15 protein-coding genes and 1 pseudogene are annotated in these 14,400 nt (G+C 37.8%); 10 read left to right on the forward strand and 6 right to left on the reverse strand.

The annotated features are described in order from the left end of the window. The first annotated feature begins 124 nt into the window (after positions 1-124). From BQ7344_RS14740 to BQ7344_RS14755, 4 genes are all read left to right on the forward strand, one after another. The gene (locus BQ7344_RS14740) at positions 125-1,015 is read left to right on the forward strand and encodes a phosphoribosyltransferase (RefSeq protein ID WP_072523154.1); all 891 of its coding nucleotides are present in this window, start codon (positions 125-127) and stop codon (positions 1,013-1,015) included. 15 nt (positions 1,016-1,030) lie between these two features. Next, positions 1,031-1,321 (forward strand): hypothetical protein, encoded by a 291-nt coding sequence (locus BQ7344_RS14745; protein WP_072523155.1) that lies wholly within the window; start codon positions 1,031-1,033, stop codon positions 1,319-1,321. Between the two features lie 254 nt (positions 1,322-1,575). Beyond that, positions 1,576-2,616, forward strand: a complete 1,041-nt coding sequence (locus BQ7344_RS14750) for a reverse transcriptase domain-containing protein (RefSeq protein ID WP_072523156.1) — start codon at positions 1,576-1,578, stop codon at positions 2,614-2,616. A gap of 213 nt (positions 2,617-2,829) precedes the next feature. Beyond that, complete coding sequence (locus tag BQ7344_RS14755) at positions 2,830-3,153, forward strand: phospholipase D-like domain-containing protein (protein ID WP_072523157.1); 324 nt, start codon at positions 2,830-2,832, stop codon at positions 3,151-3,153. Between the two features lie 239 nt (positions 3,154-3,392). On the opposite strand, the pseudogene BQ7344_RS16875 reads toward BQ7344_RS14755, so the two are convergent. From BQ7344_RS16875 to BQ7344_RS14785, 6 genes and pseudogenes are all read right to left on the reverse strand, one after another. Continuing rightward, positions 3,393-3,569: pseudogene (locus tag BQ7344_RS16875) on the reverse strand (IS256 family transposase); the annotation flags it as partial. An 88-nt stretch (positions 3,570-3,657) separates the two neighbouring features. Further along, on the reverse strand, positions 3,658-4,398 hold the full coding sequence (locus tag BQ7344_RS14765) for an ATP-binding protein (protein WP_235816130.1): 741 nt from the start codon (positions 4,396-4,398) through the stop codon (positions 3,658-3,660). Next, the gene (istA, locus tag BQ7344_RS14770; RefSeq protein ID WP_143143572.1) at positions 4,395-6,020 is read right to left on the reverse strand and encodes an IS21 family transposase; all 1,626 of its coding nucleotides are present in this window, start codon (positions 6,018-6,020) and stop codon (positions 4,395-4,397) included. Before istA ends, BQ7344_RS14765 begins: the two co-directional genes overlap by 4 nt. A 95-nt stretch (positions 6,021-6,115) precedes the next feature. After that, positions 6,116-7,252 carry an IS256 family transposase gene (locus BQ7344_RS14775; RefSeq protein ID WP_072523158.1) on the reverse strand — a complete coding sequence of 379 codons (1,137 nt, stop codon included), beginning with the start codon at positions 7,250-7,252 and terminating at the stop codon, positions 6,116-6,118. A gap of 187 nt (positions 7,253-7,439) precedes the next feature. Then, positions 7,440-8,294: a transposase gene (locus BQ7344_RS14780; RefSeq protein WP_072523159.1), complete on the reverse strand. Its 855-nt coding sequence runs from the start codon at positions 8,292-8,294 to the stop codon at positions 7,440-7,442. After that, the gene (locus tag BQ7344_RS14785) at positions 8,260-9,105 is read right to left on the reverse strand and encodes an ISL3 family transposase (protein ID WP_072523160.1); all 846 of its coding nucleotides are present in this window, start codon (positions 9,103-9,105) and stop codon (positions 8,260-8,262) included. The genes BQ7344_RS14780 and BQ7344_RS14785 overlap by 35 nt, the downstream gene beginning before the upstream one ends. A gap of 213 nt (positions 9,106-9,318) precedes the next feature. Between BQ7344_RS14785 and BQ7344_RS14790 the strand changes: the two genes are divergently transcribed. The 6 genes from BQ7344_RS14790 to BQ7344_RS14815 all read left to right on the forward strand — a co-directional run bounded on the left by BQ7344_RS14790 (position 9,319) and on the right by BQ7344_RS14815 (position 14,387). After that, positions 9,319-9,708, forward strand: coding sequence for a hypothetical protein (locus tag BQ7344_RS14790; RefSeq protein ID WP_143143573.1), 390 nt, complete (start codon positions 9,319-9,321; stop codon positions 9,706-9,708). A 102-nt stretch (positions 9,709-9,810) separates the two neighbouring features. Beyond that, positions 9,811-10,710 (forward strand): helix-turn-helix domain-containing protein, encoded by a 900-nt coding sequence (locus BQ7344_RS14795; protein ID WP_072523162.1) that lies wholly within the window; start codon positions 9,811-9,813, stop codon positions 10,708-10,710. 24 nt (positions 10,711-10,734) lie between these two features. After that, positions 10,735-11,076 carry an arsenate reductase family protein gene (locus tag BQ7344_RS14800; RefSeq protein WP_072523163.1) on the forward strand — a complete coding sequence of 114 codons (342 nt, stop codon included), beginning with the start codon at positions 10,735-10,737 and terminating at the stop codon, positions 11,074-11,076. A 248-nt stretch (positions 11,077-11,324) separates the two neighbouring features. Further along, entirely contained in the window at positions 11,325-11,966 is a 642-nt protein-coding gene (locus tag BQ7344_RS14805) for a TetR/AcrR family transcriptional regulator (protein ID WP_072523164.1), read from the forward strand. 24 nt (positions 11,967-11,990) lie between these two features. Further along, positions 11,991-13,358 (forward strand): MFS transporter, encoded by a 1,368-nt coding sequence (locus BQ7344_RS14810; protein ID WP_072523165.1) that lies wholly within the window; start codon positions 11,991-11,993, stop codon positions 13,356-13,358. 33 nt (positions 13,359-13,391) lie between these two features. Beyond that, positions 13,392-14,387 (forward strand): alpha/beta fold hydrolase, encoded by a 996-nt coding sequence (locus tag BQ7344_RS14815; protein WP_072523166.1) that lies wholly within the window; start codon positions 13,392-13,394, stop codon positions 14,385-14,387. Positions 14,388-14,400 lie beyond the last annotated feature (13 nt).

Raw genomic sequence — 14,400 nt, forward strand, 5'->3', positions numbered from 1 at the left:
TTTTATATATTGGATAATGTAGTGAAAAAGAGTGGTATAGGATATAGATTGATGCTATAATTTAAGAAACATTAATTGGTAAGTAATAGTATTAGACAAAAATACATAACAGGAACTAGAAGATATGCTCAGGAAAAAAGAAAGTCTATCTGAAAAGTACGCTACTAAAGCATATGAGCTGTTTGAAAAGAAAAAATGGAAGGTGGAGTATTGCGAAACGGAACGATCAGTATTTGATTGTTTTTGTGATAGACTGGCAATGCTGGATAACGATGAACAAAGGGATTTAATATTAGAATTAACAGAAGATTATCTGAAAATAACATTAAAAGATTACGAAGCTCTTTTGATTGAGGTATGGAAAGAATACTTAAAAAATAATAAAATTCAACTTAATAGCGAAGAACGATTTTGTATATGTCCAATATTGATAGAAGCGGACTTCAAAAAACAAAAAAGCAGTACAGCGATGTTATATTTATGTGGCTCTTTGGAGTTGAGAAGTTTTGGTATGTTTGCAGATGAACAAATAAGATTGTGTTCAACACCAGAAGCATTGGTTCGTGATATAGTTGACAAAGAAGTTCCATTGGGACGGCTTGTTTTGATTGATGATTATATTGGATCAGGTGAAACTGCTTTGGAATGTATTGAATATATTAAAAAGAATCATGTGGATGTAGAAAAAGTTGATGTACTTTCTTTGGTTGCGCAAGAGGAAGCAATAAATAATTTAGAAAAAGAAAATGTAAAAGTGTATGCAGCAGTGGTTAGAAAAAAAGGAATTTCTGATAAATATGCAATCGGTATAGTAGAAAAGAAAAAATGCATTATGCATGAGATAGAAGATATATTAAAGGTGGATTCTAAATATAGTTTCGGATTTAACCAAACGGAGGCATTGATATCTCTAATAAAGACACCTAATAATACATTTCCTGTATATTGGTATGAAAATAACTCAATTAAATCCAAGGCACCTTTTCCAAGAAAAGAAAATATTAAAATGTTATGAGACAGCGAGAGTAAAATGAAAAAAATGATTGAAAAGATGATATTAGAAACAATTAACAATACAGGGTCTATAATGCCGTTGTTTAAGACGGGATATGCATATTCACAGGTTCTTAACTGGTGCAATGAATTAGAAAAAGAAGGCTTGATTTGTCGGAATGAAGATGATATTCGAATATTGAGTGTAAGTGGGTGTCAGAAGCTTAATGAATACAATAAAATATCAGAAAAGACAATGTATTATATAAAACCGTTAAAACAGTATGAAACAGAAAAATTAGGAGTTGAAGATGTTTTTTTGCCGTGATATAATTATAAAAATTAATATTCCTCGATTCTTAGAACTATGCACAATGGTGCGGGAATGGCGAGTCGTCATTCTTAGAAGAACTTGCTTTTCTAGCCATATGACAGATTACTCGTCAATTTATGGGAATAAATTACCAAGTAATCTGTCACAGTGCTTCCCAAACTGAAAAGTATTGCTCAGCTTGTATACTGTTGATGAATATTCATTCATCAACAGTATACAATGATATATAGTGAGAATCGAGGTTTTTTATGGATTGGAATAAATATAGAGAAGATTTTTTAATTAAAGCGAAAAATCAAAAGAAAGATAAAAAATACTGTGATAAATGGTTAAGCTATGCACATAATTTATATGAACAAGAACTTCCTATTATTTATAATCAAGAGCACTTCTGTAAATTGGTAGGCTATATGCCAGAATATGTCTATGCAGCTTCTAATTCTGCAGATCATTTTTATCGCACTTTTTTTATCCCCAAAAAGAGCGGAGGATTGAGAAAAATTTGTGAGCCGTTACCTAATCTTAAAGAAATTCAAAAATGGATTTTAGAAACTATATTAAGTAAGATGCAGGTAAGTGTATATGCGAAAGCATATATAAAAGGGAAAAATGTGAAAGAGAATGCGAGATTTCATAGAGCTCAGAAAAAAGTACTTTCTTTAGATATTCAAGATTTTTTTTCAAAAATTTCTCCGTTTTTAGTGTATGAAACATTTATAAATGTGGGATATAATAAAGATGTTTCGATGATGATAACAATGTTATGTTGTAAAGAAGGAGGATTGCCGCAAGGTGCACCAACGAGTGCATTGTTATCTAATATTATAATGAAAAATTTTGATAATGTTATAGGGGATTATATAATAAAAAATAAGATTAGGTATACTCGTTATGCAGATGATATGACATTTTCAGGAGAGTTTGATGAATTAGAAATAATTAGGTTGGTAAGGCATGAGTTAAAAAAATATGGATTTTGTTTAAATGGAAAGAAAACAAGACTGAGGCAAGAAGGTCAGAGACAAGAAGTTACTGGAATAATTGTTAATAAAAAATTGCAAATATCAAAAGATCAACGAAAAAAAATTCGTCAGGAAATTTATTTTATAAAAAAATATGGATTGCAATCTCATTTGACATATACAAATGAGCAGCGAAAAGGTTATATTGAACACTTATTTGGAAAAATAAGTTATGCTTTATATATTAATCCTAAAGATGAAGAATTAAAAGAATATCGTGAGTTTTTATTGCAATATAAAAGTAATAGTGAGATTTCTTTAAATTAAAATTCAGGGTCAATAGATTATCTTAATTAGACCGGATTCTGGAAAGAGTCCGGTTTTTTGCATTTTATCTGTAAATGTGCTAGTTACGGAATGTAAAAGAGTGGTGGAAAATATTGAGGGATGATCTAGTTTAGATAGAGTTGATTGTTTTTTTACATTTATAGATTAGAAGATAAAAGTATATTTGACGGGAGGAGCACTTTTGGAAAAAACGTGATTAGTGAAATTAATAATGGATTAGAAACAGCTTTTATCAACAGCACAATAGACTCTAATCTTGCCTATAGACCGCAGTTTATCACCAACGATCATAAACGTGGGATTAAAGTTCTGACACATATTGAAAATCAATTGATGCACTGTGATGAATTTTCAATTAGTGTGGCTTTCATTAGTCGAAGTGGTTTTGTGGAGCTGTCGGAAACTCTTAAGGAACTAGAAAGAAGAGGTATCAAGGGACGGATTTTGACTACGGATTATTTACATTTTAGTGATCCGTATGCACTGGACAGGCTTGCAGCTGGTGCTAGAATATAAATAGTACAAGCCAAAATGAGAAATTCCAAATATATATAAGCATGGTACAATAGAAACATGCTGAAGGAGGATCTCATATGAGGCTGTGAGAAAAAGTCTGTAAATAAGATTCTTCTATGATATGCAAGGGTGACAAGCCTGAAAATCAGGCTTCTCACCCTTGTTTTATATATAACAGTTGTTGAATGGCATGTCAAGAGCAGGCGGTTTTCCGCCCGTCTTATTCGCCCGTTTATTCGTTACTCTGGGAGGCGTCCTTCGTACATAATACTCAGTTCACCATACACCTGTGCCCAGTTGCGGATCGTACTGGTCCATTTCTTTGTAGCTTCAAATGTGGCAAGATACAGTGCCTTTAATAGAGCTGTATCGCTTGGAAATACGCTTCTCTGGCGATTCAGTTTCCGGTATGCAGTTTACGGCATCCAGCGGTCGCCATTCTGTTTTAGAACGGCCATTTTCCGAAACCAACGGCCGCCCATTTTTTAGTTAGAAGATTACCGCTTATCGTGTGTTAATCTTAATCGTGTAGTGTTTTGTAGCTCTCTTCATGATGGAATTGGCAGATACCTCATCGTTGAGAATCATTGCTTTCCAGTTATCCGGATCACGTTGTGAGCATACGATGGTGCTTTTTCTCTGCTCGTTCCGCTTCTCGAGAAGCTCAAAGAGGATTTTAATCTCTCTTTCGTCAGTGATTGTGTGGAGCAGGAAATCATCCAGGATGATCAGTTCCCATTTGAGATACTTCTTCATCTTGCGGGCATATTTATCGTAATCTTGCTCTTTAAGAGCTACCATGCTTTCCAGAAGTTCCTCGCTGTGAAAGTAACCGACGTTATATCGGTTGCAGGCCTTTATGCCGATAGCTTTTGCAAGGTAAGATTTTCCGGAATCTGATTCTCCGAGAATACAGACATTGTAACCTCTTTCAATAAAGTCAAAAGAGGAAAGCACCTCTGTTATACCAGCAGGCAGATACTCCCGCTTGTCAGAGTCCACACAGCCTGACAATTCTTCAGGTGAGCCCTTCAGATGTGCAGCTGTTAAGCGATTCTTTAATGTCGTGCTGACCTTTTCCTGAAACTGTGGTCCAATCAGTTCTGCAATAAGCGTAAGTCGATCCATTTCCAGAAATCCGGGTTTGTGATACAGATCATCCAATGTAGCTGCCATAGTGGAAAGCTTAAGTTCGTTCAGTTCATCAACGAGTTCATTTATCAGTGCAGTTCCTGTAAGCATCATTCATCGACCTTCTCTCGTATCTGATCAGCAAGAGCCTTGCTGCGTGATAAAAGAATGTCGATACTGGAAGCTTCCGGTGGCATTACATACCCTCCTCGTACCGGTTCTTTCTTTGTAGGTGTGGAATGACGGTATCCTGCCTCTCCGAGATCATCTGCTACAACAGATATCGTATTTTTAATAAAGGTATATTTTTGCTTATTCAGAGCAATCGCTTGCTTACAGCACTCCTCCAGAGCCTTATTGCTATACTTCTTTGTAAAGTTCAGAATACCTAAGCACATACGATAGGTCTGTACTTCGTATGGTCTGGATTTGAGGATCGTCCGGATAACAGTTTCTGTATTCCTGCCAATGAGCTGCGCTTTCTGGATAAAGTAAGGACCATTCCACTGAGTGAATCCTTTATAGTTATCTGGCAAGTGTTCAGGATTGGTTGACCACTGTCCTTTGCGGGTAGCTCTGGGCCATTCACAAAGGAACTCTCCGGCAAGAGAATAAATACGAACAACAGTTGAAGATGCCTTAATAGATACTTTCTTATGCAAAAACGCTTTATCTACGCTATAATAAGCATTGTCAAAGCGTACGTGGAAGTCACTTGACACCTTTGCCGTTTTTCTCTCCATGTACTCGTAATGCATGGAGGGGAGCGGCATCAATTCAAGTTTCTCTTCTTCCCAATAGTAGCATCTATTGTGTTCTTTCTTCTTGAATGGCTCTTTATTCAGAGCCTCCAGTTCCTTCCAGAGATCCTTATTAAACTGTTCCAGTGAGAAATACTGGCGTTCTTCAAGTTTGTGGAAGAGGCCCTTCTCGAGAATGCCTACTGCGTTTTCTACAGAACTTTTGAACTTCGGCTTACGAACCTTCGCTGGAAGAATAACGGTGCCATAGTGGTCAGCCCAGTCAGCATAATCCTTGTTTAGTTCAGGTTCAATCCAGTCTTGATTAACGATAACAGCTTGTTTACAGTTATCACAGACTACTAATGCAGGAACTCCACCAAAGTAATTCAATGCATGATTATTGACATCAATCCACTGTGGCTCCTTCGTTGAGAGCATTCCTTCTGCATAGATATACTGTGAATAAGGCAGGATAGCTACAAAAACGACGATGGTCATAATCTCACCGGTAAGAGGATCTGTCATGGAGAACGTCTGTCCAGCAAAGTCAACTTCCATCTTTTGCGCGACAACAGCATCAAAGTGGGCGGTCTCATAATTCTCTTCACACCACTTGTTGTAGAGCTCACAATACTGGCCGTATTGATAGAAACGAGTGCCTTCTTCTTCACACTTTTTCTTATAGCGGTTCCAAAGAAACATGAGTGCCATGTTTTTACGGGTAGCCATAAGCTTGGCAGCCTCTTCATAATCAGGTAACTCGATGTTCTCATTTCGACCTCCTGATCCAGGTACAGATCCATACACCTTCAGGGCAATACCATAGTTAGTGATGCCTGCTGGTAATGGATAGCTCAGATCTTCGCACTTCTTGAATGCTCTCAAGAAGTCATTAACGCCAGACTTGCTGAAACCAGTCTGACGAGCTATTTCGCTACCGGACATTGATAGCGCGTAGTGTTTGATAATGATGTCCTTGTAATCCAACTGCATACATTATCCTCCTTAAAATGATGTATTCACCATCCCTGAGATGGCTACTATCATTATAAGGATTAGATTACACAGACTGGTAGCAATTCGGCTGTTCAGAAACGGAATGCGACCGTTTTGCTTCGCAAATCCGGCCGTTTAGCTTCGCAATATGCACGGTAGGTAGAATTCAGGGATTCAATAGCATTTGTCGTATAAATCACCGTTCTGACCGTCGTTGAAAATTTAAAGATCGGCGAGATTGCGTCCCAGTTATCCTTCCAGCGCTTCATGGAATTCGGATATTTCGGTGTCCATTTTTCTGTTACACGCTCTAAGGCTGCCAGAGCTTTCTTTTCATCTGTGGCCTGATAAATGGTTTTCAGATCCGTAGCGAAGGCTTTTCTGTCTTTATCCGGGACATATTTCAACGTGTTTCTTACCTGGTGTACAATACAGCGCTGGTATTCCGTCTTTGGAAAAGCTGCTGCGATCGCTTCTTTGATTCCGGTTAAACCATCGGCACAGATGATTAATACATCTTTGACACCACGATTTTTCAGTTCATTCATAATGGAAAGCCAGTATTTTGCGCTTTCGTTATCGCCAACACTGATGGTTAAAACTTCTTTTTTTCCTTCCGTGTTGATTCCCAGAATCACGTAAGCAGCAAGCTTTCGGATCACGCCATTATCCCTTACAGAATAATGGATTGCATCAATGTAGAGAATGGGATAGACCTCGTCCAGTGGCCGGTTCTGCCAGTCTTCGATCTGTGGTAGGATCTTATCAGTCACATCAGAAATAAAGCTTTCAGAAGTTTCAAAGCCATAAATATCTTCGATGGTTTCGGAAATCTGCCGGGTAGTCATTCCTTTGGCATACATGGAAATGATCTTCTGATCAATATCGGAAATATCTTTCTGACGTTTTTTCACAACCTGTGGTTCAAACGTTGATTTGCGATCCTGTGGCACTTCGATTTCCATCGAGCCATACCGGCTGTTGACCTGTTTCCGCTTATAACCATTGCGATAATCATCATTATCTGAGCGTTCGGATTTTTCGTAACCAAGATGATCATCCATTTCAGCTTCCATCATTTCCTTAATGGTGCCGCCTAAAAGATCCTTGAGCGCATCCTGAATGTCTTCTGCAGACTGGATATCATACTCTTCCAGGAGCTGATGGATAATGTTTCGCTTTCCTTCTGTCATTTGTACACGATGTACAGGTTTCTTTTGTCTTGCCATAATAAAAGGCCCTCCTAATGATATTTATTGTATCATAGAAGAACCTTATAAACATTATTTTACAGAAAAAGTTTCATACTCTCTCTTATATGGCAAAGCAACATGACAAACAATTTAAACTTGACGCAGTCCAGTATTATCAGGATCACAAAGATTGAATAATCCGGTGCCCGTGGCTCTTCCGCAATTATCCGTTATTATTGTTATATCCCATGTACCTCAACTTTGCTTCAAGCAACTGCCTGCCACATCTTCCATACATTGTACGTTTTATCATTTTTAATCTGCTATTAGTTCCTTCCACAAATCCATTACTGTAATCATATGCTACAGCATTTTCAACTGCATCTATATCTCTTTTTAATCCCTCAGCAAAACTTCTTAAGGGTTTAAGAAGATTTTTACTATATTTTTCAACAAATAAATAGAGCATTGGCACATTATGATTTTTAAAAATATTTCTAAACTCTCTTATGCAGCATTGAAGTTCCCAAATATTTGGATACTTTTCATAAATATATTCCTTATGATTATCTGAAAGCTCAGTATTCATCCACATGTACCTAAACACACCTTCTCGTGTAATATAATCTTTATCTTTTCCCTTACTGCCGGTTTTGTATTTTAAACACTCCGTCATTGTTCTGACATATGGCTGTGGCTCAAAACATTTATTTTCTTTTTGCTCTATTTTGCACAAATAATCAAAAGCATTGCTTTTGAATCCAGAATATCCTTTTTCGTATATTGCCTTTACAGTTTTGCTTTTACTCCATCCTTCTTTAAGACAATCTATAATAAAATCATGAAATGGATCAAGTTTGCTTTGATGAATTCCATACATACTTAATTCTTTTGGATCACCTTTACGATATTTTGCAATTGTGTTGCGACCTATTCCCATACGTTTGGCAATTTCACGGTAACTACAGCCTTCTTTTAAAAAATTTTGCATTTGGCAGATCATTTGATAACGTTTTTCTGAAAAAGCAGCATAATTATCCACATCAGATGCGATTTTTTTTACAATGTTCTTCTGCATCGATAAATGTATCATTGTGTGGGATACTTATTGTTGCAGGGATTTCTTGATTCAGAGCTTTTTTTATTGTTTCCAGTAGGTTCTGATGTAAATGAAATCGGTCTGCCACTTGCATTGCATCGGGTAATTCTTCTGATATTACTTTCGCATATGCACTTGCCCTATCTCTTGTAACCACTTTAACATTTTTATTATTCTTAAGCCATTCCCGCAATGTATCCCCATTTCTTCCATTCAACAATGTTATAGGCTCGTGCGTTTTTTCATTTACTATGATCGTCCCATATGTATGGCGCTTTTTATATGCAAAATCATCCACACCTATTACATCACTAACTTCCGGTTGGGGAAGAGATTCATATCTTTTTAAAAGTAATCGTATTACGGTATCACCACTAGTTTTTATCCCTAATGTGTGGCAGACACGGGCACAGCCTTCACAACTGGTTTCAAGAGCCAATGTACAGATAAAATCAGCACATCTTTCTGTCATACGACTATAATTATTAAGGAATCCATCAAAAGTCTCAGCAATAGAAATAACCTCACATTCGTCATTCAAACATGCATACTCATGTGAACAAATTTCAAGTTGAACATTTTTGCCTAAAATAGGTAAATCCTGTACTTTACGAGTATATGTTCCATGATATTTTTGTGTTATACGATTACACTTTGGACATTTACAGCTGCTTGAAGTTGATTTCATCTGAATTATAATTTTATCACTTTGCTGATCAATATCTGTTATCATCAAATCCTTTTCCGGGTAAAATTTATCTAAGCATAATGTATTATTAGACTTTGCCATAAATAATTCTCCTCATACATCCTAATACAAACATTATACTATATATCTGATCATGCTAAAAGAGCCAAAACGGATAATTGCGGAAGAGCCAGAGAGCCCCGGAATAATCATGACATACAGTTGGTAAAAGATTTGTGGCTGTATACAATAACAAAAATTGTACAGTTAGGATGTGATGATCCATTTGAAACAGAAAATACAGCGCAGGATATTATGGATAAATTAGAAATTGACCACGAGATTTCGGTTTCTGAACATTTGAATGCCATGGAATGGAACGGAGCATATCAAAAATATATTGAAAGTGCATTTGGAGAAAACCTTATATATCCGGGAATGTTCTGGGAAATGTTGGCATGTATGAATGGCAGGGAAGAACAAGATGGCGATGATGTTACAATTTATTTTGTCAAGAAGTATTTGGATTTTTTGAAGGCGTTTGGAAATTATTTGAAATTATGTAATCAAAACATGGATTATGATGAGGTGATGCAGGAATACATTAATGATTTTTTTTATAAACAAAGGGGAATTGGAGAGAAAATGGGACAATATACTGATCAGTCATTATTAAATCCACTTGTTAATAATTCAGAGAAGTAAAAAACGATAAGGTTTCAGATTGACGAGTGCTGTAAACCAAGTATAAGATTAAGACACGTTGAAGGTGCACTGTTTCAATAATAATTCTTGGAGGATACTATAATGAATGGATTGAAATATATAAGAACACGCTGCAATTTATCGTTAAGTGAGTTGGCAGATATGATTGGGGTAAGCAGACAGGCATTAAGTTTCTGGGAAAATGGAAGAAAAGATATTCCGGAACAAAGATTGGAACAGCTGGCGGAATTCTTTGGTGTTAACAGAGAATTTCTGGGAGAAATCTCGGATGAGATGAAAAATGAACTCATCGATAAAGCAATGTTTCGTTATGATGAGAATGGAAAAGAATATTATCGTTTTAGACCACAGGAGGGTGTGACGAGTCTGGATCAAACCAGAGTTTCTTTCTTTTTTGATAATTCACAAAAAAGTCTGGATGAAGAATATATTCTGGCAAGGCATAAGAAACAGGAGATGCTTGAGGCAATAAAGAATATCATTAAATGGACGGAAAATGCGGGAAGTATTTCTGCGCAAATTGTATGTATCAATCGAGGATGTTATGTTTATGGTATGATTAATGAAATGATGGAGGAAATGAAGAAAAAGGATGCTCATCTAAAAATGCCGTTTTTCTATGAATTGGTAGATGTGTGGAAAGCAATGCTTGTAGCGTATGGTATAATAGATAAGGAAGAAATCAGTAAATGCGACAGAAAAAAGAGTTATTGTGGCGAAGATAGAGAATGGATTTTAGAATTGAGCAAGCAAATTAAAGAACATTGGGACACAGAATATGTTTATTGTGAAGAATATCGTCAAGATATGCAGAACAAATTGAAAGTCAAAGAGACTGAGCTCAAAGAAACGAAAAGTCTTGAGGAGCAGATTGCAGATATAGAAAATGACAGAAAAGAATTTATTATGAGCCGTACATTAATGGAGAAAAAGAATTGCGTGAGCTCAATGAAGAATACAGAGGCAACACAGGGATTGTGAAATAGGTAGCATTAGGAGAATAAGATGAACATACAGATTTTTGGCACAAAGAAATGCAATGACACTAAGAAAGCAGAACGTTTTTTCAAGGAACGTGGCATTAAGTATCAGTTTATCGATATGAAAGAAAAAGGTATGAGTAAGGGTGAGTTTACATCCGTTGCACAAGTAAATGGCGGGCTTGAAAATATGATCAACTGGGAAGGCAGGGACAAAGATACACTTGCGTTGGTCAAGTATATTGCGGATGAAGATAAACTGACGAAAGTACTCGAGAACCCGCAGGTAATTAAAACGCCTGTAGTCCGAAATGGAAAACAGTCTACACTGGGATACCAGCCAAATGTGTGGAAGAGTTGGAAATAATATATGAACCAAGACAGAAGCATAACTGTTCCATTATATATAATTGATTAAGATTGACATCTGTCAGAAATGGCAGGTGTCTTTTATAAATTACAAGATATACAAAATAAACAAAAATATAAAATATATAACAAAACCATTGTATAATTAAAATAAAAATGATAGTATCACTATCATAAAGAAATAAATGAAAAATCACATTGAAAAACATTAAAATATTACACAAAGGGGAGAGGAAGGCACTGGAAATGATAGAGAAAGCAATTTCGACAAGGGAGCGTCAGGCGCAGCAGCGCAGGGAGCGGATACTCGGGGCTTCTATGGAGTTGTTCTGGGAAAAGTGTGTGGAAGACGCATCGATGGAAGAGGTGGCGAAGCGCGCAGGAGCAGGACCGGCTACAGTGTATCGGTATTTTTCTACCAAGGTAGAGCTGGTGATTGAAACTGCCGAATTATATTGGGAGAGGGTTGCGAGGAAATATCTGCAGGAACTGGAAGAGGCAAACACCGGTTATGCGCAGATTGAGAAGACACTGGATATTTTTTATAAAATATTTCAGGACGAAAAACCTTTTTTGAAGTTTTTGCAGGAGTTCGATGTTTTTGTAAAAAAATATCAGATATCAGAAGAAAGGCTGACGGATTATGAGAGTGGAATCCTGAAGTTGAAGCCATATGTGACAGATTCACTGGAAAGAGGTTTAGCAGACAATAGCTTGTTTTTTACCTGTTCTGTAGATGAGATGTATTTTTCGCTGATGCATACGTTATTGGCATTGATGGAAAAACTGGCAGTCGGAGGGGATATTCTTTCTTCGGATCAGGAAGTCGAAGGGCAGAAACAGTTTCAGATTGTCACGGAGTTACTGTTACGAGGAATCAAAGGATAAAATCATCTTATTGGGAGGTGCAACATGAAAAAATTAACAACAGCAAAAATATGGCAGTTTGCAGCAGGACAGTTTGGGTGGGCAATGTTGTCCGGTATTATTTCGAACTGGCTCGTTTATTTTTATCAGCCGGATCAGGCATCGATCAGCCAGGGACAGACGGTATTTATTCCACAGGGGCTTGTTGTGCTTGGTATTTTTACGATTATCGGCGGAATCACGGCATTCGGAAGAATTTTTGATGCATTTACGGACCCGATGATCGCATCATGGTCTGACCGATGCACTTCGAAGAACGGGCGCAGGATTCCGTTTTTGAAGTGGGCTTCATTGCCATTGGCACTTTCAACGGTGCTTGTTTTCTGGTCGCCAGTAAATAAAAACAGCTGGATCAATGCAGCCTTTTTGCTCGTAATGATTCTGGCTTATTATCTTTCTATCACTGCCTATTGTACTCCGTATAATGCATTGATTCCGGAGCTTGGACATACACAGCAGGAAAGACTGAATATTTCAACAGTGATTTCGTTTACTTTTATTGCCGGAACTGCGGTGGCATATCTGGCACCGACGATCTGGGGAGCCTTTATTCCGACATTTGGAAGAGTTGGAGCTATCCGTATTACATTTACTCTGATGGCAGCGGTGGCTTTTATCTGTATGCTTGTTCCGGTCTTTTGTATCAGAGAAAAGGATTATGTAAATACGGTTCCGGCGAAAGAATCTGCTTTTCGTTCTCTTGTTTCCACATTCAGAAACGGAGAGTTTCGCAAATTTGTAGGCTCGGATATTTTTTACTGGATCGCACTTACTATGTTTCAGACAGGCCTGCCTTTTTTTGTTACCAGCCTTCTGAAACTTCCGGAAACCATGACAACACTATATTTTGTCGGGATGACGGCATTATCACTGGTATTTTATGTTCCGGTGAATAAACTTACACCGAAACTTGGCAAGAAAAAGATGATTTTGTTTGCATTTGCAGTATTCAGTCTCGCTTATTTCTATACAGGATTTATGGGAAAAATATCGTTTATTCCGGCGACAGTTCAGGGGGTGATTCTGACTGTTGCAGCGGCACTTCCGATAGCAATTTTCGGCATTCTTCCACAGGCGGTTGTGGCGGATATTGCACAGAGCGATTCTATAAAAACGGGAAGCAATCGAGAAGGTATGTTTTATGCAGCAAGAACCTTTGCGTTCAAACTGGGGCAGAGTCTTTCTATGCTGATTTTTACAGCCGTTTCTACCATTGGGTCAGGAGACGGAACGGGATATCGCATGGCGGCTTTTGGTGCGGCGGTGTTCTGTTGTATCGGAGGAATCATACTGGTATTTTACAATGAGAAAAAAATCAACGGCATTATTTGTGGAAAACAACAGCAGGGATAAAAGAAGTGGTGCAAAAATCTGGAGTATACGAATATGAAAATCATACAGGAAGAAAATTATGAATATGCAATGCGAAATGAAGTAGAACCATATCTGGCAGAACACTGCCGGGACAAGTTTGTTACTGGAGCAAAGGAAGACGGACAGGGAAAAACAACTCGGGCAGCGAAACTTCATGTTAAATTTTATGAGACGGAAAGGCCGAAAGGTGTGGTGATCGTCAGTCACGGTTTTACCGAAGGTGTACCAAAATATGATGAGATGGTTTACTATTTCCTGAAAGCAGGTTATCATGTATGCATACCGGAGCATACGGGACACGGTTTAAGTTACCGGCTTACAGAGGATCCGTCGTTAGTACATATTGATACATGGAAACGTTTTGTACGGGATTTTTTGAAAATATGCCATCATACAGTAAGAAGATATCCGAATCTTCCCCGTTTTTTGTTCGCTCATTCGATGGGCGGTGCAATCGGTACGATTGCCGCTGCGTGGGAACCGGATCTATTTCAGAAAATCATACTGAGTTCGCCGATGATCCGGCCACTTACGGGAAATGTGCCGTGGCCGTTGACTGTTGCAATCGCACAGACGGAATGTCTTGTGGGAAGAGCGAAGAAATATGTGATTGGACAGAAGCCATACGAGGGAAATGAAACTCTTGAAACAAGTGCGGCTGTGTCAGAAGCACGATTTACAAGATACAATGAAATCCGCAAACGGTGCAAAGATATTCAGACAAGTGCAGCTTCCTATGGCTGGTTGCTGGCATCCATAAAAATGAGCTGGTATTTGCAATATTATGGATGGAAAAAACTTGCTGCACCGGTTATCGTTTTTCAGGCGGAAAAAGATGCATTTGTTTCAGTCCGCACAATGCAAAAATTTGCAAAGAAGATACAGCGGCGAGGGAAGACTTCCTGTGAGTATGTTTACATAGCGGAAAGCAAACATGAAATTTTCGGAAGTGATGATAGGACTGTGAAGGCATACATAGAGCGGATTTTAAATTTTATGGCGAAATAAAGACAGCAAGGAG

The organism is Blautia sp. Marseille-P3087 (genome assembly GCF_900120195.1).
Taxonomy (GTDB): domain Bacteria; phylum Bacillota; class Clostridia; order Lachnospirales; family Lachnospiraceae; genus Blautia_A.